Here is a 17,552-nt window from a genome sequence, read left to right as displayed (position 1 = left end):
CTAAACTATAAAAAATCTAACTTCCAATATCTAATGTCCAATAATAAAGAATTTAGGCCATTACCTGCCCCATTTTCATGGCAATACCCATATCGCCTTTTACTTTGAGCTTGCCGGTCATAAAGGCCATCATCGGATTGAGGTCGCCAGTACCCATTTTTACCAGATTATCCACGCTGACATGAAGGTCGCAATCGGCGGGTTTATCGTCGTTGGAGACAACTACAGGTGATTGAGTTGCATCGATATAAACAACGCCCTGATCGGTTACGAGCTTTGCCGTAGCATTAAGGCTGTCGGCGTGGGTAGCTTTGGTTCGGATTTGATCCGTTAGTTCTTGCAAAGTCATGTTTGATAGGTTCCGTTGGTTGATTATGAAACTCTGCCGCGAAAATAAGGTTTTTACGTAGTGCAGACTGACTCGTGTTGCAGTATCTTGGTCGCCGATTAAACAAACGACCCCGCTGGTCGCCCTACAGATGCGTTCTCAATTCTTAACTTTACTGTGTATCCTCACGTTTATTAGCTGCGGTTTAGGCCTTTTCGATTCGGTCGTGTCGTTTTTTCGAACCGACGCTGTTGCCGAAACCTCCTATGTTAAACGCAAACAAACCCCTGAGGAGGAGCGGAATCAGCCTAAACAGTATTTCGAAGACCGGGCAGCCAATGGCGCGCAACCGATGCCGGGAGATCCGGAAGAAATTCGGTTGCTGGCCATTGCTCAATTCGTTTACTCGCTACTCACACTGATTGGGGCTATTCTGATGTTCCGACTTCGCCGGACAGGTTTCTGGATTTATCTGGCCGGTGTCGCTGTTGGCATTGTATTGCCGGTCGCACTGGCGGGTTTCGGGGCTTTGAACACCTCGTTCGGCGTATTCTTCAGCGCCATTTTCGCCGGTCTCTATTGGCTGAATCTGAAGGATATGCATTGAAAGAAGGTTGGACGCTGCATGACACCCTTCGTGTTACATAATTTGTCCAGCCTTCTATTCTGATCGGTGCCCAAGAACTAACCCCAATGAGGCCAATTTGGCACGGGTCGAATCGTGGCTCGTATGCTGAATGCAATGCATACCGAGTGTTCGGGCTACCTGCACAAACATCAGCCGGTCGTCGACATAAACGACCTGATCAGGCTCTACCTGCGCTACGTCTAAGGCCAGCTGAAAAATATCGATGTCGGGCTTGCGCAGGTGTACATAGCACGATGACACAAACGCGTCGAAAAACGTATCAAGGCCAAACTGCCGGATACGATATGCATTGATCTCGCGTCCTTCGTTATTTACGGCCAGCAGCTTTAAGCCATATTCCTGTTTTAACTGGCTCACTAATTGGATCATATCCGGATAGGGCTCCGACTGTTCCATAATAAACCGGGTGAACTCAAGCGGTGAATAGGAACGTTTTTGGTAAAAAACAATTCGTTTCAGGTAATCATCCAGGCTCAATTTGCCCGATTCATACGTATCGAACGTCAGATGGTGCCGCTCATTGAGTTGTTCATAATCCAGCCCAAATAGCTCGGCTGCCCGTCGTCGGGCATTTCGATCCCAGCCATTTGTTAATAATACTCCACCTATATCCAGAAAGAGCGCTTTGACAGGTTGCGTCGGCGTCATGGGCGATTTTTGTAGTGAATTGGTTAAAAATCCTAAACAGGTTCAATGTTAACGGTCTTCGGCTAACTATCAAATTCGGGCGTGTTAAGAAACGTGCTCAAGGCAAAAATAAAGCTTCGGTCTGCGCGATAAGTGTCCGAAAAATGTCGGCAGTGGGTTTCGCTTCGGATGTAGACGCCGACTGGCCGGCCCACATGTTTGTAAACTCGACATTGTTTTGCCGTTGAGCGGCAGCTCGCAAAGCTGTTGTCAGACTATTTTGTATGGGATATTCCGGAATCGAAAGCCCCGATTGTTCGATTTCACGCATAAAGGTATTGCTGATTCCCCTGGCCCAGCGGCCGGAAAAAGAACGGGTCAAAACACTGTCGGTTTCCGACGATCGCTGAAGTCGTTCTTTGTAGGCCGGTATGGCCACACTTTCAGGACTGGCGATGAAAGCTGTTCCAACCTGTACACCCGATGCTCCCAAATCAACAGCAGCTTTAATGGTTTGCCCATTATGGATACCACCAGCGGCCAGTAACGGCTTCGAGACCCGATCGGCTACCAGTGGAAGCAGCGACATAAGTCCGATCATCGGTAGCGGTTCGTCCGTTAAAAACGTTCCCCGATGCCCTCCGGCTTCAATGCCCTGAACCGAAATAATATCAATATCTTTTTCCGTAAGCAACTCGGCTTCTTTTACCGAAGTAGCTGTTCCATTAAGCAGGCATCCGGCAGCTTTCAACGACTGGATCGATTCGTCGTCCAGCATGCCAAACGTAAAACTGACAATGGGAATTTTTTCCTGAATCAGACTGTCGATCTGCTCTTTATAGGAATAAAAATGTAAGTCATTCATTGCCAGTTTTGTATACGGAATATGATGCGCCAGACATAGCGTTTCCAGATAAGCCTGCATGGCTTCTGCGGCAGATAAGTCAATGGCTGGTATTGGATGGGCAAAGAGGTTTACAGCAAACGGCTTGTTGGTAAGCTGCTTCGTTTGCTGGATGAGTTCTATTGTTCGCAGGGGCGATAAGCCCCCAACGGGCAGCGAACCCAGCCCACCCTGATTGGAGACAGCAGCGGCCATTTCCGGGGTAGAAACGCCCAGCATTGGGGCCTGTATAACTGGATACTCAATCGATAACAAACGGGTTAGTTTATTCGTCCATTGCATAAGCTAACAACTGTTTCTGGCTGATATTGGTACGAAATGCGGATCAGCGTTCGACCCAAATCGTCTTGGCATTCACGAATTCTTTAATACCGGCTTCTGAGAGTTCACGGCCGAAGCCCGATGTTTTGATACCACCAAACGGAACGCGGGCGTCTGACCGCATGAGCCCATTGATGAACACCGAACCCGCCTGAATTTGCCGGGCCAGCCGATCTGCCTTGTCCAGATCCTGTGTCCATATGGCCGAGCCTAAGCCAAAGTCAGACTGGTTGGCCAGCCGTATAGCGTCGGATTCGTCTTTTGCTTCGATGATGACGGCCAGTGGCCCGAAGGTCTCTTCGTCAAATGCGGCCATGCCTGGTTTTACCTTATCCAGTAAAATGGGCTGAACGTTGCAGCCCGATCGTTGAATGGCAGAGCCATTGCCACCCGTAATGAGTCTGGCCCCTTTGGCAATGGTCTCGCGGTATTGACGTTCAATGTTATCGGCCAGATCGAGCCGGGCCATTGGTCCCATCGTGGTTGCATCGTCCATCGGGTCGCCCTGCCTGATCTGCTGAATTTGCTGGAGTACCAGTTCTGTAAATTGTTTTTTGACTGATTTTTCGACGATAAATCGTTTGGCCGCAATACAGCTTTGCCCGGCATTCTGCATCCGGGATTTAACGGCTATTTCGGCAGCTTTTTCCAGATCAGCGTCAGCCAGCACAATGAGCGCGTCGGAGCCACCTAGTTCCAGTACCGACTTTTTGATCTGACTACCAGCAATAGACGCAACCGATGCACCAGCCCGCCCACTTCCTGTGAGCGTAACCGCTTTTACCCGCCGGTCTTTCAGTAACGTTTCAACAACAGGAACATCGACCAGAAGTGTCTGAAAAACGCCATCGGGCAGGCCCGACTCCCGGAACGTTTCTTCAATGGCCAGGGCACAGCCCGGAACGTTGGGCGCATGTTTCAGTAAGCCAATATTGCCTGCAAGCAACCCCGGAATCGCAAATCGCATGGCTTGCCAGAACGGAAAATTCCAGGGCATAATGGCCAGTACAGGCCCTAACGGCTGATAGGTAATTACGCTACGGGCGGCCGGACCATCGCTGGATTCGATGGATTGATCGGCCAGAAAAGCCGCTGCGTGGTCGGCGTAGAAGGCGCAGGTGGTAGCGCATTTTTCTACCTCGGTAATGGCTTCCCGGAGTGTTTTGCCCATTTCGGCGGTCATTAACTCCCCATACCGTTGCTTATTGGCGCTTAAATATTCGCCGACTTTGCGGAGGAAGACCGTACGATCGGCTAATGACAAAGCCGACCAGTCGGCAAATGCCCGGTCGGCTTGTTTTACTTTACGCTCAATGCTGGCGGTGTTATCGGCGCGGTATGTTTTTAGTTTGCGCTGGTTATAAGGATTGATTGACGAAAATGTCATGGCTGATGGTGATCGCCTTCCTGATCGATGTGATTCACCAAAACAACCATTGTATCGATCATTTGTTCCCAGCGATCCTCCCCAACAATACCGATAAACTGTTGCTGAATATCTTCCACGCTTTCAAAAACGGCCTGTAACAAAGCCTTGCCACGATCACTCAGGTAAATTACGCTCGACCGTGAGTCGTTGTGGTTTTTCTCCATATGAATGTAGCCTTCGCTTTCCAGCAAATTAACTACTTTACTCATGGCCTGCTTTGTTACGCATGCGCGTTTAGCCAGTTCGTTATTCGTTATACCCTCGGGAGTTAGGTTAGCCAGAAACCCCATATAACTTAGCTTGAAATCAGTGAATCCCAACTCATGGAGACGGGGTTCAATAATTAAATCAAAATGACGCTTTAGCCGACCCATCAAACGCCCGAAGGCTCGCTCCCGATAGGACCAGAAATATTTATAATCAAATGCTTTTTTGTCTCTTTCCACGATCATGCACGCAAAATAAAAAACTCTGAAACAATCTGCGACTAAATTTTGTACAAATATAGTCAACCTGTTTGACTTTATGGTCAACTCGGTTTACTTTTGTCGCATTGTAGTCAAACAAGTTGACTATATGAATTGTTCTGTAACAAACCACAACAGGTGCTGAATAACTAATACAATGGCAACCACAATGGCAACCGAAGAGGAAACAACTACGGAAGAAAAAAGCGCGGTAAAGACCTATCTGCCCCGCATTATTATAGCGCTTATTTTACTGGTAGGTGGATATTTTGGCTATAAAGCCTATGTCCACAGTAAAGAATATGAAACAACCGATAATGCCCAGATTGAGGGAAACTCAGCTCCAGTACTGGCCCGTGTGGCGGGTTACGTACAGGCTGTAAATGTAGAAGACTACGCGAACGTAAAACAGGGGCAGTCACTCGTTACAATCGATCCGCAGGAATATGACGTAGCGCTGGCACAAGCCGATGCCGACTATCAGCAATCGCTGGCGGATCTGGCCACGGCACGCGCCGATTTGCAGAATGCACTGGCCAATGCCCGTAATGTTGCCCAGAATGCCCGCGTCGCTCAGTCGAACGCGCAGGTACAGGCGTCACGTCGTGATAAAGCCCAGCAGGATTTGAATCGGGACCAGAATCTGTACAAAGAGCAATCACTGACCAGAAAACAACTGGAAGATTCTCAGAACAATGTTGAAGTGCAGTCGCGCCAGTATACGGCTAATGTTGAGCAGATTAGTCTTGCTAAAACGTCAGAGGGGGTTGCGCAGGCCGGTATTGCCAAGGCACAGGCTAACATTCAGAAAATTCAGGCCGTATTGAAGGTGAAGCAGGCCGCAATTGACAATGCGAAACTTAAAGTTGGCTATGCCCATCTAGCAGCTCCGATTTCGGGTAAAATTGGCCGCAAGAATGTCGTCGTGGGTCAGTATGTGCAGCCGGGGCAGACATTGTTCACGATCGTTGCCGACTCGACATTCTGGGTTGTGGCTAACTTCAAAGAAACCCAGCTGGAAAAAATGAAACTCGGTCAGGCAGTCGATATTAAGCTGGATGCTTACCCTGACCTTGATGTAAAAGGCCGTATCAGCTCACTTTCGGAGGCAACGGGCGCCCGGTTTGCGCTTCTCCCGCCCGACAATGCATCAGGAAACTTCGTGAAAATTACGCAGCGTGTTCCGGTAAAGATCGAAATTTTGAATCCGGAAAAGTACAAAAATGAACTGCGGGCCGGTTTAAGCGTCGATGCTGAAGTGCGGGTAGCCAACTAAAAAGTTTTCTGGTACCAATTTTCAGGTGAGCGCATTCTGATGCTGACAAACTGAAAACGCATATACAGAAAACTGAAAACTTATAAAAATGGCAACTCAAACATTGGCCCTTCCGGCACAACCGGCTTTGCCAACGGGTTTTAAGCGGTGGATTATCGTGATCACGGCTATTTCGGCAGCTATTGTCGAGCTGATTGATACATCCATCGTGAACGTTGGTCTGACGGATATTGCCGGTAATCTGGGTGTTACTATTGAAGACGTAGCCTGGGTCGTTACTTCCTACGCTATCGCCAACGTCATTGTGATACCGATGACTGGTTTTTTACAGCGCTACTTTGGCCGAAAATCGTATTACATCGGTTCCATCATTCTCTTCACGATATCGTCGTACGGATGTGGTTTTGCGACCAATCTGGAGATGCTGATCTTTTTCCGTTTTTTGCAGGGCGTAGGGGGCGGTGCCTTACTTTCGACCTCGCAGGGGCTTATCTACGATGCCTTTCCGGCCTCGCAACGGGCAGTGGCATCGGCCATATTCGGTATGGGAATCGTGCTTGGTCCAACACTTGGCCCAACGCTTGGGGGGTATATCATCGATAATTACCACTGGAGCTGGATGTTCTACATCAACGTCCCGATCGGTATTATCGCTACGTTTCTGAGCATCACCTACATCGATAAAAAACCCGACGAAGTCAATATTAATCGGCGTGGTATTCATATTGACCAGATTGGCATTTTACTACTGACAGTCGGGATCGGGAGCCTACAGTATGTGCTGGAACGGGGCGAAGCCGATGACTGGTTCGATGATGCAGTGATTCGGTATCTGGCTTTAGTGGCCGCATTCACATTGCCATTTTTTATCTGGTGGGAGCTGCGGGGCACCAAAGAGCCGGTTGTTGATCTGCGGGTGATGAAAAATCGAAACCTCACTATTGGCTCGATACTGGTTGTCATAGTCGGTTACGGTCTGTTTACATCCGTGCTTCTCTATCCGTTGTTTGCGCAACGCATCGTTGGGTTGACTGCCACCCAGACTGGTAAATTGCTGATTCCGGGTGGATTCATAACGCTGCCTATGTTTGCGCTTACCGGTCGCTTACTGGCCAAAGGTGTATCGCCGAGGCTGATTGTGAGTTTGGGCTACGTGGCTTTTGGCTCGTTCTGCTTTATCATGTCGACCTACAATGCCGATGCGTCGGATGGTGATTTCATTACGGCGCTCATCATTCGCGGTATTGGCCTGGCTCTGGTCAATGTTCCCCTGATAAATCAGTCGGTATCGACGCTGGAACCCCGGCAAATGCCCACCGGTATTGCCATTGTGAACATGATGCGGCAGATTGGTGGTGCCTTTGGAGTGGCCATCACAAATACCTACGTGACGCAGCGAACGGCCTTACACCGGAGCGATCTCGTCTCGCATCTACAGCCTGGTAGCCCTGCACTGACCGAGCGACTCAATGCCATGACGCAGGGATTGATAGCAAAGGGCGTGAATTCATTTGATGCGGTATCGGGTGCTTATAAAAACCTCGATGCTATTGTTTCACGACAGGCGCTGATGATCTCTTATCTGGATACGTTCCGGCTGGCTGGGTTATTTTTCGTGGTGTCGTTCCCACTCCTGTTCTTACTGAAGAAGAAAAAAATGTCTGCCGAAGCGGCCAAAGCTGCTGCCGATGCAGCCCACTAAACGTAAGTAGTCAGTTTATCACCGTCAGTGTGTAATAACTGGCTACCGAAAACACTTTCCAATGAAATCGCAACTAGTAACTATACTCGCCTTTTGCGCAATCGGTGTTGCGCAGGCTCAGAACCAAACGGTGACCATAGCCGCGCCCGAGGATCTGAAAGCGTTGGTGCAGCAGGCAAATACAAACTACCCCACGCTAAAACAGCAGCAGCAGCAAATACAGGCGGGTGAAGTACGGGTCGACATTGCCCGGACGTCGATGCGCCCCAGCGTGAATCTAAACGGTAACTATACCTACATAACGCCGGTTCCGCAGTTTGCTATTCCGCTCAATGGGCAGGAAGTCGTAGCCAAACTGGCTCCCAATAACAGTATCAACACCAACGTGTCGATCGGGCAAACGATCTATGACTTTGGTCGTACGGATGCTGCCGTTCGGCAGGCAGCCGACAATGTGCAGATACTGCGCCGAAACTACGAGCTAACGCAGCAATCGCTGGCTTACCAGGTGGCGGCTGCTTATTATGGCGTTGGTTTTCTGCAACGTAGCCTGATTGTTCAGGATTCGGTGATCAGAACGGCCAGTGCGAATGTACGGCTGCTATCGAACCGGCTCCAGAACGGCGATGCGCTCGAATACGACGTGTTGACGGAGGCTGTACGGGTGAAAGTAGCGCAGAACCGGAAAATTGAAATTCAGAATCAGCTGGAAAAACAATTGGCCACGCTGACCTACCTGACCGGAAATCCTCAGCCAGAAACGAATCGGGCTATCGAACAATTTCAGGTGGGCGTTCAGTTAGCACCCGTATCACTGTTTGACCTGAACGGCCAGTTTCAAACAGCCGCAGTTGGTAATAAAACCGTTCTACTGGCTCAGGATCAGGTAAAAGCGGCCGAAACGGATGTATTAGTCAACAATCGCTCGGGACAGCCCAGCATTACGTTCAATGGTACGGCCGGGTTTAAGAATGGCTACCCGCTTGAGGTTGAGCAACTTCGGGGTAACACGACAGCAGGAATCAATTTTGTCGCCCCCATTTATTCCGGGAAACGGTATAAACTCCAGAATCAGGCTGCTCAGTTAAATCTGAATGCGAGTCGTTACGCCGTTGAAACGGCCAATGCACAGCTCCGGCAGAGTATCGCCCTATTGAACGCCGACATTCGCAGTAATCAGACCCGCCTGGCCAACCTCGAAACGCAGGTTTTACAAGCACATAAGGCCCTCGATATTGCCAATGCCCGGCTGCGTAATGGTGTCATTACAAATGTTGAGCTACAGAGTGCTGAAACAGGCGTAGAAGAAGCTGAATTAGGGCGATTGACTTTTCAATATCAACTATTGCTCAATCAGCTGGAGTTAAAACGACTGTTGGGGGAACCATTGTTTTAGGCAAGGAATTGTTCTGACAGTGCAACGAATGATTCGCATTCAGGATCATTTGTTAAAATGTGATTAGTAAAGCAACAAAGACTATAAACCAGCCGTTACTAGCCAATGGCAACGGACCTCATCGCAGATCTATTATGAAAGAGCGTGTTACAGAGATATTGAAAAACTTTGGCGTTGCAGAAACCGCCGTTACGAACGAGGTTCACTTTGTTCGCGATCTTGGACTTGACAGTCTCGACACTGTCGATTTGATTATGCAGTTGGAACAGGAGTTTGGTATCCGAATTCCCGATGAAGACTACGCGAAACTAACCACCATGCAGAACGTTCTAGACTATCTGCAACATGAACAGCGGGTGTCTGTAACGGCATAATCAGTTAGTCAGTCCATTGGCCATGCGTCATTTTTAAAGTACCGCATAGCCAATGGATTGACAAATCGCTTGTTTATACCTCCATACTAACCAGTGCATTGCCCCGCAATACCGGAACGACATCGTAAAGGTCGTGTTGCAGGCAGTAGGTAATATCTTTCTGAATCCCCAGCCGCTGCAATCTGCGGATATGGGAAGAGTTCGATAAGTAACTGGGCAAGTTGTCTTTCCCCTGGCCATAGAGCCGCCACGCCATAATCACACTATCTTCGGCCATGGCATAGCTTTCTTTCAATCGGTCGATCAGGGCACCGGCAAACAGCGTATCCTCCATATTGACGCGACCCTTCCAACCCGCACACAGGACCATCACGTCATAAGGTTCGGTTTTCAGATAGCGGGCAATCGCATCCAGATTCAGGAATGAACCGACCAGTACTTTCACCGCTCCCCGCGAGCGTGTAATGGCCAGCGTGCCGTTTGTGGTCGTCATGGCTACGTCAGCGCCACGAATTTGTTCGTCCATGTAGGTAAACGGCGAATTGTCTAATTCAAAACCTTCTACCTTACGGGCATTGCGCTCGGCAGCCGCCAGATACCCGCGTTCCTGCCATTGCCGACATTCGTCGACCGTTGCTACCGGTATAATGCTCTTGACACCATAGGCAAAAGCGGTTACCATACATGAAGTCGCCCGGAATACATCGGCAACCACCACAATCGTATTTTCTATCGTGTGGAGATGTAATAAATCAGGAGTTAAGCAAACGTCAATTTGTTTCATAGGGAAGCTCCGAACCGGGATTTAGCTGAAGGATTTACAGGATTTTGCCAGTCATTATTGATAGAAACACAATCAGCTAAATCCTTCAATCAGTTAAATCCCGGTTTAGATTATTTTTTTACGAAAGGAGGTTTCACGACCTGGGCCTTTAAAAGCCGATCGCGGACTTTAACAAAAATTTCGGTGCCGGCCTTACTGAATGCGGTTTGAACATATCCCAAACCAACGCCCTTACTAAGTGTGGGCGATTGCGTTCCGGAGGTCACTTCGCCGATGTGGTTGCCATCAGCGTCGGTCAGCTCATAATGGCCACGAGGAATACCACGGTCAATCATCTCAAAGCCAACCAGTTTTTGACTGACACCCTGTTCTTTTTGCTGTTTCAGCAAATCGGCATCAATGAAGTCGTGGGTAAATTTCGTGACCCAGCCAAGACCCGCTTCAATAGGTGAGGTTTCGTCGGTGATGTCGTTGCCGTAGAGGTTGTAGCCCATTTCGAGTCGGAGTGTATCCCGTGCGCCGAGGCCAATGGGTTTGATGCCGTAGGGCTCTCCGGCTTCAACAATGGCATTCCAGACACCTTCGGCCTGGTGATTGGATACGTAGATTTCGAATCCGCCAGCGCCCGTATAACCCGTTGCCGATACAATGACATTGGCATAACCGGCAAAGTCGGTTTTTTCGAAGGTATAATAATCCATCGAATCAAGATCTGCACTCGTGAGTGACTGTAACGCCTTGGCCGCCAGTGGGCCCTGAACGGCGAACAGACACATATCATCGGATACGTTGACCATCGTTAATTCATAGTCCGCGGCATGCTGACTGATCCAGTTCCAGTCTTTTTCAATGTTCGATGCGTTGACCACGAGCATGTATTCCAGCGAATTAATCCGGTAAACCAGCAGGTCATCGACAATGCCGCCCCGGCCGTTGGGCAGGTAACTATACTGAACCTTACCGTCGAAAAGCACACTGGCGTCATTGGCCGAAACGCGCTGAATCAAAGCCAGAGCCCCTTCGCCTTTGAGGATAAACTCGCCCATGTGCGAGACGTCGAAAATGCCGACGCCATTCCGAACGGTGTTATGTTCTTCCAGGTCGGAGGAGTAACGAACGGGCATCTCGAAGCCCGCAAACGGCACGATCTTCGCGCCTAACTGCTGATGAATGTGATGGAGAGGAACTTGCTTAAGCGACATTTGCCCAGGGGTTATCCGGCAAATTTACAAATGGATTATTGGTTTTAACGGCTCTTTCTGTAATTCACTGCCATTGAGCCATTGGTCAATTCACGAAACAGCCACAACCTGGGTGGGCTGTGGCTGCTGTCAATCTGATAAATTGGTTGTTTACTGTCGAATTATCTTTGCGGTCTGGCTTCTGGCAGGCGTTGTAACCTGCAACAAATAAAGCCCCGAAGTCTGACCCAGGCCAAGTGTTTGCTGCTCAATAGCTCCAGCTCGTTCTACTATTTGTTCGCTAATCTGTTTACCCTGTACATCGCGGATAACCAGGCGAAGCGGCTGAGCTTCAGCTCCATGTACTTCAACAAGTATGCGTTCGGTACTGGTTGGATTGCCCAGAAGAACAATTTTCAATTCCCGTGCAGATTCGAACGCTGTAACGCCAAGTCGGGCACCGTTGCATGGCGCAGGCCGCGTCCAGAAATAGCTTACTTCAGAAGCGGGTTCACCAACATACCGGGCGGTTATGTTAATTCCATTGAGATCATTAGCCGTGCGGGCTTCGGCGTCGAGTTTAGCCTGCGGATTGGTTGTCCAATCCGTAATGCCAATAGCCCGATATTCGACGGTTTTGTTGGGATCACTGCTGAGTTTGCCAAACGTGATGGCTCCCGTTGAACAGTCGTAACTGGTAACCGTAATGGATAGCGCAGGCGTTGAAATGGGCTGATCACAGGGAGCAGGGCGTGTCCACAGATAACTCACCTGCGATTGCGGGTCATTAACGTAACGGGCCAGAATATTGATGCTGTTCAGGTCGTTTGCGGTACGGGCTTCGGCATCGAGTTTGGCCTGCGGATTGGTTGCCCAGCCCGTAATGCCAATGGCCATGTACTCAACGGTTTTGTTCGGATCACTACTGAGTTTGCCAAACGTAATGGCTCCACTGAAACAGTCATAACTGACGACCGTAATCGACAAGACCGTTGTGGAGATAGGTTGCGTGCAGGGCGCAGGACGGGACCAAAGATAGGTTACCTCAGACGCTGGCTCGCCCACATAGCGGGCCCTGATGTTGATGCTATTGAGGTCGCTGGCCGTGCGGGCTTCGGCATCGAGTTTAGCCGTAGGGTTCGTGGTCCAGTCGGTGACTCCAATGGCCCGATATTCGACGATTTTATTGGGATCGCCACCGAGTTTGCCAAACGTAATCGCGCCGGTGAAGCAATCGTAACTAACGACCGTAATAGCCAGAGGCTGCGTACTGGATGCACCCAAAGGCACGAGCTCGCTCCGGAATTTTTTGAAATTATTCTGGGATAGATCTTTCGCAATAGTGCCATCGTTGTAATAAATGGCATCGCCATTATCGACCAGCAATTGAATCTGACTGGCTTCGGTCAGCGGGTTCGGCACGTCGAGGATCGACTCAAAACTGCCGTTAGCATTGAGGGCCGAGAGATCGGTATTGCGTAGTACGGGAGCCTCAGCTGGGTTGCCTGTCCAGGTATACAATCGAAAATCGTTCGGAGCGGGACCTTCGTTACCCGCAGCACCCGCAATAATGATGTACTGGTTGTTGGCATTTTTTCGAATTTCCCGGATACCACGTCCTCCCAGATCCATTTCGATAGGTGCGCCAAAGGTAGCCGAACCCGCAGTTCCACCGCCCGATACGGTAATCAGATTCGTGAAGTTGGTAACTGGAACGATAAGGGCTTTTGTTCGGGAGGCAGGCAGGATCTGAGGAGCACGGAAAGCCAGATAGGCGGTGCTATTATCGGGAGCCATTTCGACACCTTCAATATTATAACCAGCAGACTGCTTTGAATCCACGGCACTGTTAGCGCTCGCTACCAAACCGTAGTAATTAGCGCCTTTACCGTGGCCATTGGTCGCATCCCAGTTCAGGATATCATCTTTCAGGAAATCATAGCGTCCTGCATACGTAAGTGTACTTGCGCTTCCTGAGCCGCTAAGATCAGTGGCGAAAACCCGGTTACGGTTTGGACGAAAACCACCCCCATCGGCATTACTTTCTGATCCGACCCAATAAATTCGTTTACCTACACGGGTCGAAGCCTCGAGATCGACTTCACGCGGGGTACTTCCTGATATGTCGGTCAGCCCTAATTGAGCCGTAAAGTCAAAACCAGTTGACGGTAACCCGGATTTCGTCCGATCATATAGCCGAAGCACCTGATTCTCGTCGTCGGCTACCAGCATCGTACTGGCATCCAGGACCATCGCCGTTGATGCATCGCTGGTGCCCGAATGGAAACGGGTCGAACCCGGATTTACAGAGCTCGCTGAAGCGGCATAATTAATGCTATACGTCGCCGTATTGCTGCCATCACTAACCAGAACGGAAATTGTCGCAAATCCGACGCCTGTCGGGGTTATTTTCAGATTACGGCTGGCCCCCGAACCCGTAAGACTAACATTTGCATTGGCAACCACACTCGTCGTATTGCTACTGGCTGTAACCGTCAGGCTGCCGACTGGCGTATCGGTATCACCGATGGTAAAATCAATGCCGAGCGTGCTGGCCGGATCGGTTGGGTCATTGATTACCCCGCTTACATAGCCGGGGCTGGCCGTCGGCAGATTAAGTAAGGTAGAGACCGTCGATTCCTGGATGGTTGGCGGGGCCGTTGCCGATATGTCATTGTCGGTGATAGTAGCCGACACGCTGTTGGTGGCGATTCCATTGTAAGCCGGATCGCTGCTGCTGGTGTTATGCGTTACGGTACCGGAGTGTACACCTTCCACAACGGCATCATCAACGGCTGTAACCGTTACGGTTTGGGCTGTATTCCAGTTGGCGGTGGTGAACGTCAGCGATGTGGGATTGGTGCTAAGCTGGCTATTGGGTGAAATTGCGATTGTAACGGCAGCCGTTGGCTGATTATTCAAAACGATACTATACGTATCGGTTGCACCACCTTCTGCTACAATCGTTGTTCCGCCGGATTCAACAACTTTTACCCGAGGCAGTGGAATCAGATAACCACCAGGATTACCGAGATTCCCTGTAGCAGACAAATATGAATTTTGAGCATCATTGGCCGTCGAAAGTTTCCACGTACTGATTGTGTTAGCACCAAGATTTACCCGCTCTGCCCAGCCACTGGTGTTTTGTGTACGGATAGTAGGGGGCATACTTTGATCATTGTATGTCAGTCGGTCAACCAGCGTGTTGCTGTCATCGTAAATATTGATTTCATCGCTACGGCCCAGGTTTTGGCTATTGCCGCCTGCCACTTTTACGGTACTCGGCAGATACCAGGTTGTGCGAAAAACGGCGGGCGTAACCTCGGTTATAATGGCCGATTCATTGGGTTGAAGAATACCTAAGCTGCTTAAACTGAACGAGCCTGGCTGGCGGCTGCTATCATCAAAGCTCCAGCCGGTCAGGTCAATGGCAGCATCGCCAACGTTCGTGATCTCTATGTATTCACCGGGGGCACCGTCGTACATGTATTCGGTGATGCGTATCTGGCCGCCGGTAACCTTGCCCGCACCGATTGACACAGGTGCAAAGTGACTGAGTTTGGTCGGACCCTTGGCAGTTATTAAAACAGGCGTGCCAGCTTTCAAGGGCAGCGCCGATGCGAGCCATAACAAAGTGATTGCCAGAGATTGCAGGGAGAAATGATGCATAAATCGGATCGTGCGGGGTTAGTGCAAGCCCGAAATTATAGTCTATGCAGCAACTGGATAACCGCTGGCCGATTTGATAATAGAACGTTAATAGTTGGTTAACATTCAGGGAATAGTAATTTTAAGTAATAGGCTGACTTTTTGGTGATTATGTATAGAGGATGCTTGCCTGCTAAAAGGTAAAATTGATTGGCAGATTATATTTCACCCGGACTTTCTGACCACGGTTTGTTCCCGGTGTCCAGCGGCCACTCATTTTTTGCACAACTCGGACGGCTTCCTTATCTAACTCAGGGTGAACACTTTTGAGTACTTCATAGTCGCATAAGGTTCCATCCGTGCAAACGGTAAAACTAACAAATACGCGGCCCTGTGCTCCTGCTCGTTGAGCACCGATCGGATAACTTAGGTTCTGCGACAGAAACTGCCCTAAAGCGGGTAGACCTCCTGAAAAGCCCGCTTGCTGTTCAACTTCAGTATAGCGAAGGGTATCGGACCCGGCAACCTGGGCTTTCCCTTGCTGACAGATGCCTTTGTCGTATTGTTCCTCATAAAAATACGACCCATCCGCATAGCGTCCTGTCCAAGTTCCCTGTTTTAATCCGTTCTCATAGAGACCCTGTTCAATAAACGTTGTCTGGCGGGCTGAATCAGCGCGAGATTCTACGAACTCCTGATAGATGGCTCGTCCATTTCCATCGCTTACTAACTGTTGTCCTGTACTATCCCAATAGGCTGTCACTATCTCAGGAGTTTTTGCCTTCAGGGGTTGGGGCTTTATTTCTTTTTTTACTTGTTTGATCTGACCATTTGTGTACCACGATGTAACACTGACCCCATCCTCAAGCTCGTCGGTTTTTTTTGCGACTGATCCATTAGGATAATAAGTTAGCCCCCAGCCGGCTGGTATACCATTTTTATAAAACAATCGGCTAACGGGCGAGCCGGATTCATTCAGTATTAGTACATTACCATCCCATGCCTTGTCACTATTTTGATAGCCAACTTGGTAGTTTTGCTTGCTGGAAGGGCCTGGGTAAAGACTTTTCTTACGTACTAATGGTAATCGATAATGTTCTTTCCAATCTGAGCCTTTTAGTTTGTAAACAACTATATCACCATTAGGAAAGCCATTCGTATCTAAAGGAGAAATCTGTTTATAGCGAACTTTATCACTACTATCGGCGAGGGATTTCTGGTCTGCGTCAAAATAACTTACTCGTGCACCGTTGTTGTAAGGAAATGGAACATTGGACTTGAACATAATCGGAATCATAATCTGCTGTCGAACGGTTTTCCCTGCTTTGTAAGCTGGCTTCCAGGCCTTGAACAGAGTAAAAACACGTACAGCTTCCCGGTCAAGGTCGGGGCGTAGGCTATTCATGACCTTGACATCGGATACATGGCCATCTACTTCGACAATAGCACTGACAACAATCCGTCCGCCAATACCTTTGGCTTCGGCGGCTATTGGTTTGCGTAAGTTCGTTTGTAGAAAAGTGTTCAGGAAAGGCGTGCCGCCATGTGGTTCGGCAGCACTATCGACTTCAAAAGCCTGGTAAGGAGTTTGCTGAGCGGAGCTATGAAAACACAGGAAAATAAAGCTGCAAAGAAGGAATAAGCGTTTCATAAGGATGACGGATATAGGGACCACTAATGTATACTAAAGTGGGATATATGTCAATAAATCTTATGTTAATTTATGCTATTGACTGTCCGAGAGATAACCGATCTACCCCAGCCGAGATAAGTTTTTCCATCTCTTCCTGGGTTGCCCCATCGACAACAATCTTAATGCCTATGGACTTCGGAACGAGGTAGCGAAACGCCAAAGCAGTTTCGAGCGAAAACCCGGTCTGGCGTGACCCAGTCTGGCGTGACCCGGTTGCATTTTTGATGAAATCGGCTCCGGTATCGGCAGCCAGTTTGATCACGGCCTGAAGCTGTGCCTGATCGAGTAGGGATGATTCGAGAATAACCGTAAAAAACTTCTCCTGCGCATGAGCCAGCGCAACCAGCTTCGCCAGTTCAATTTTCAGCCAGACGGAGCTGGGCGAGAAGAGCGCCGATGTATTGAGTACGACCTCAATTTCACTGGCTCCGTCGCGTAAAGCCCATTCCAGTTCGGTTTGTTTGGCCTCCGTACGCTGGTATCCGAAGGGGTAGCCAATAACCGTTGAGAGAATGGCCGGATGAGTATCACCAAGTTCGCGCCGGAATTTTTTCACCCAGAACGGAGCAACTGTCAGCCCCGCAAAGCCGAGTTGCGTGACGTCATCGAGCGCTTCATATTGCTCATTGATGGTTACGTCCGGATGCAGCAAAGTCCGCTCAATGTAGGGGAAAAGGTGATTCATGGAATATAAAGAGCGAAAGAATGAATGAGTGAAAGAGCGAATTGATGACACACGTCAATTTCCGCTCATTCACTCATTCATTCTTTCG

General features: G+C 49.4%; 15 protein-coding genes. 5 read left to right on the top strand and 10 right to left on the bottom strand.

All coding sequences use genetic code 11. The features are described 5' to 3' along the window. Positions 1–52: 52 nt before the first annotated feature. Positions 53–349, bottom strand: coding sequence for an SCP2 sterol-binding domain-containing protein (locus G8759_RS33590; protein ID WP_162389315.1), 297 nt, complete (start codon positions 347–349; stop codon positions 53–55). 130 nt (positions 350–479) lie between these two features. Here G8759_RS33590 and G8759_RS33585 point away from each other — a divergent pair, with 130 nt between their 5' ends. Further along, the gene (locus tag G8759_RS33585) at positions 480–935 is read left to right on the top strand and encodes a hypothetical protein (protein WP_167217869.1); all 456 of its coding nucleotides are present in this window, start codon (positions 480–482) and stop codon (positions 933–935) included. 54 nt (positions 936–989) lie between these two features. On the opposite strand, the gene G8759_RS33580 is transcribed toward G8759_RS33585, so the two are convergent. From G8759_RS33580 to G8759_RS33565, 4 genes are all read right to left on the bottom strand, one after another. Continuing rightward, the gene (locus G8759_RS33580) at positions 990–1,625 is read right to left on the bottom strand and encodes an HAD family hydrolase (protein WP_167217867.1); all 636 of its coding nucleotides are present in this window, start codon (positions 1,623–1,625) and stop codon (positions 990–992) included. 97 nt (positions 1,626–1,722) lie between these two features. After that, entirely contained in the window at positions 1,723–2,790 is a 1,068-nt protein-coding gene (locus tag G8759_RS33575) for an NAD(P)H-dependent flavin oxidoreductase (protein ID WP_167217865.1), read from the bottom strand. A 43-nt stretch (positions 2,791–2,833) separates the two neighbouring features. Then, positions 2,834–4,216 (bottom strand): NAD-dependent succinate-semialdehyde dehydrogenase, encoded by a 1,383-nt coding sequence (locus tag G8759_RS33570; protein ID WP_167217863.1) that lies wholly within the window; start codon positions 4,214–4,216, stop codon positions 2,834–2,836. Beyond that, a complete protein-coding gene (locus G8759_RS33565) occupies positions 4,213–4,710 on the bottom strand; it encodes a MarR family winged helix-turn-helix transcriptional regulator (RefSeq protein ID WP_167217861.1) in 498 nt (165 codons plus the stop codon). Before G8759_RS33565 ends, G8759_RS33570 begins: the two co-directional genes overlap by 4 nt. 172 nt (positions 4,711–4,882) lie before the next feature. On the opposite strand from G8759_RS33565, the gene G8759_RS33560 reads away from it, so the two are divergent. From G8759_RS33560 to acpP, 4 genes are all read left to right on the top strand, one after another. Beyond that, a complete protein-coding gene (locus tag G8759_RS33560; protein ID WP_167217859.1) occupies positions 4,883–6,001 on the top strand; it encodes an HlyD family secretion protein in 1,119 nt (372 codons plus the stop codon). An 88-nt stretch (positions 6,002–6,089) separates the two neighbouring features. Further along, complete coding sequence (locus G8759_RS33555; protein ID WP_167217857.1) at positions 6,090–7,703, top strand: DHA2 family efflux MFS transporter permease subunit; 1,614 nt, start codon at positions 6,090–6,092, stop codon at positions 7,701–7,703. Positions 7,704–7,764: 61 nt separating this feature from the next. Next, positions 7,765–9,099, top strand: coding sequence for a TolC family protein (locus tag G8759_RS33550; RefSeq protein WP_167217855.1), 1,335 nt, complete (start codon positions 7,765–7,767; stop codon positions 9,097–9,099). 134 nt (positions 9,100–9,233) lie between these two features. Continuing rightward, positions 9,234–9,473, top strand: a complete 240-nt coding sequence (acpP, locus tag G8759_RS33545) for an acyl carrier protein (protein ID WP_162389306.1) — start codon at positions 9,234–9,236, stop codon at positions 9,471–9,473. A 73-nt stretch (positions 9,474–9,546) separates the two neighbouring features. Here the strand turns inward: acpP and G8759_RS33540 are convergent, their stop codons facing one another. From G8759_RS33540 to G8759_RS33520, 5 genes are all read right to left on the bottom strand, one after another. Continuing rightward, the gene (locus G8759_RS33540; protein ID WP_167217853.1) at positions 9,547–10,257 is read right to left on the bottom strand and encodes a 2-phosphosulfolactate phosphatase; all 711 of its coding nucleotides are present in this window, start codon (positions 10,255–10,257) and stop codon (positions 9,547–9,549) included. A 110-nt stretch (positions 10,258–10,367) separates the two neighbouring features. Beyond that, positions 10,368–11,459 (bottom strand): glycine cleavage system aminomethyltransferase GcvT, encoded by a 1,092-nt coding sequence (gene gcvT / locus G8759_RS33535; protein WP_167217851.1) that lies wholly within the window; start codon positions 11,457–11,459, stop codon positions 10,368–10,370. 150 nt (positions 11,460–11,609) lie between these two features. Beyond that, on the bottom strand, positions 11,610–15,107 hold the full coding sequence (locus tag G8759_RS33530; RefSeq protein ID WP_167217849.1) for a lamin tail domain-containing protein: 3,498 nt from the start codon (positions 15,105–15,107) through the stop codon (positions 11,610–11,612). A gap of 172 nt (positions 15,108–15,279) precedes the next feature. After that, positions 15,280–16,737 carry a TonB family protein gene (locus G8759_RS33525; protein ID WP_167217847.1) on the bottom strand — a complete coding sequence of 486 codons (1,458 nt, stop codon included), beginning with the start codon at positions 16,735–16,737 and terminating at the stop codon, positions 15,280–15,282. A 70-nt stretch (positions 16,738–16,807) separates the two neighbouring features. Further along, on the bottom strand, positions 16,808–17,464 hold the full coding sequence (locus G8759_RS33520) for a deoxyribose-phosphate aldolase (protein WP_167217845.1): 657 nt from the start codon (positions 17,462–17,464) through the stop codon (positions 16,808–16,810). Between the last annotated feature and the right edge of the window lie 88 nt (positions 17,465–17,552).

Source organism: Spirosoma aureum, assembly GCF_011604685.1.
In the GTDB taxonomy this organism is placed as follows: Bacteria; Bacteroidota; Bacteroidia; order Cytophagales; family Spirosomataceae; genus Spirosoma; species Spirosoma aureum.
The sequence above is the reverse complement of the archived record's forward strand: the minus strand, read 5'-3'. Positions and strand labels throughout refer to the sequence as shown.

What these genes read in the sequence shown, in the direction of transcription:
- G8759_RS33570 (WP_167217863.1), bottom strand. Translation starts at nt 4,216, where the DNA reads ATGACATTTTCGTCAATCAATCCTTATAACCAGCGCAAACTAAAAACA.
- G8759_RS33575 (WP_167217865.1), bottom strand. Translation starts at nt 2,790, where the DNA reads ATGCAATGGACGAATAAACTAACCCGTTTGTTATCGATTGAGTATCCA.
- G8759_RS33530 (WP_167217849.1), bottom strand. Translation starts at nt 15,107, where the DNA reads ATGCATCATTTCTCCCTGCAATCTCTGGCAATCACTTTGTTATGGCTC.
- G8759_RS33585 (WP_167217869.1), top strand. Translation starts at nt 480, where the DNA reads ATGCGTTCTCAATTCTTAACTTTACTGTGTATCCTCACGTTTATTAGC.
- G8759_RS33550 (WP_167217855.1), top strand. Translation starts at nt 7,765, where the DNA reads ATGAAATCGCAACTAGTAACTATACTCGCCTTTTGCGCAATCGGTGTT.
- G8759_RS33560 (WP_167217859.1), top strand. Translation starts at nt 4,883, where the DNA reads ATGGCAACCACAATGGCAACCGAAGAGGAAACAACTACGGAAGAAAAA.
- G8759_RS33540 (WP_167217853.1), bottom strand. Translation starts at nt 10,257, where the DNA reads ATGAAACAAATTGACGTTTGCTTAACTCCTGATTTATTACATCTCCAC.
- G8759_RS33565 (WP_167217861.1), bottom strand. Translation starts at nt 4,710, where the DNA reads ATGATCGTGGAAAGAGACAAAAAAGCATTTGATTATAAATATTTCTGG.
- gcvT (WP_167217851.1), bottom strand. Translation starts at nt 11,459, where the DNA reads ATGTCGCTTAAGCAAGTTCCTCTCCATCACATTCATCAGCAGTTAGGC.
- G8759_RS33525 (WP_167217847.1), bottom strand. Translation starts at nt 16,737, where the DNA reads ATGAAACGCTTATTCCTTCTTTGCAGCTTTATTTTCCTGTGTTTTCAT.
- G8759_RS33520 (WP_167217845.1), bottom strand. Translation starts at nt 17,464, where the DNA reads ATGAATCACCTTTTCCCCTACATTGAGCGGACTTTGCTGCATCCGGAC.
- G8759_RS33590 (WP_162389315.1), bottom strand. Translation starts at nt 349, where the DNA reads ATGACTTTGCAAGAACTAACGGATCAAATCCGAACCAAAGCTACCCAC.
- acpP (WP_162389306.1), top strand. Translation starts at nt 9,234, where the DNA reads ATGAAAGAGCGTGTTACAGAGATATTGAAAAACTTTGGCGTTGCAGAA.
- G8759_RS33580 (WP_167217867.1), bottom strand. Translation starts at nt 1,625, where the DNA reads ATGACGCCGACGCAACCTGTCAAAGCGCTCTTTCTGGATATAGGTGGA.
- G8759_RS33555 (WP_167217857.1), top strand. Translation starts at nt 6,090, where the DNA reads ATGGCAACTCAAACATTGGCCCTTCCGGCACAACCGGCTTTGCCAACG.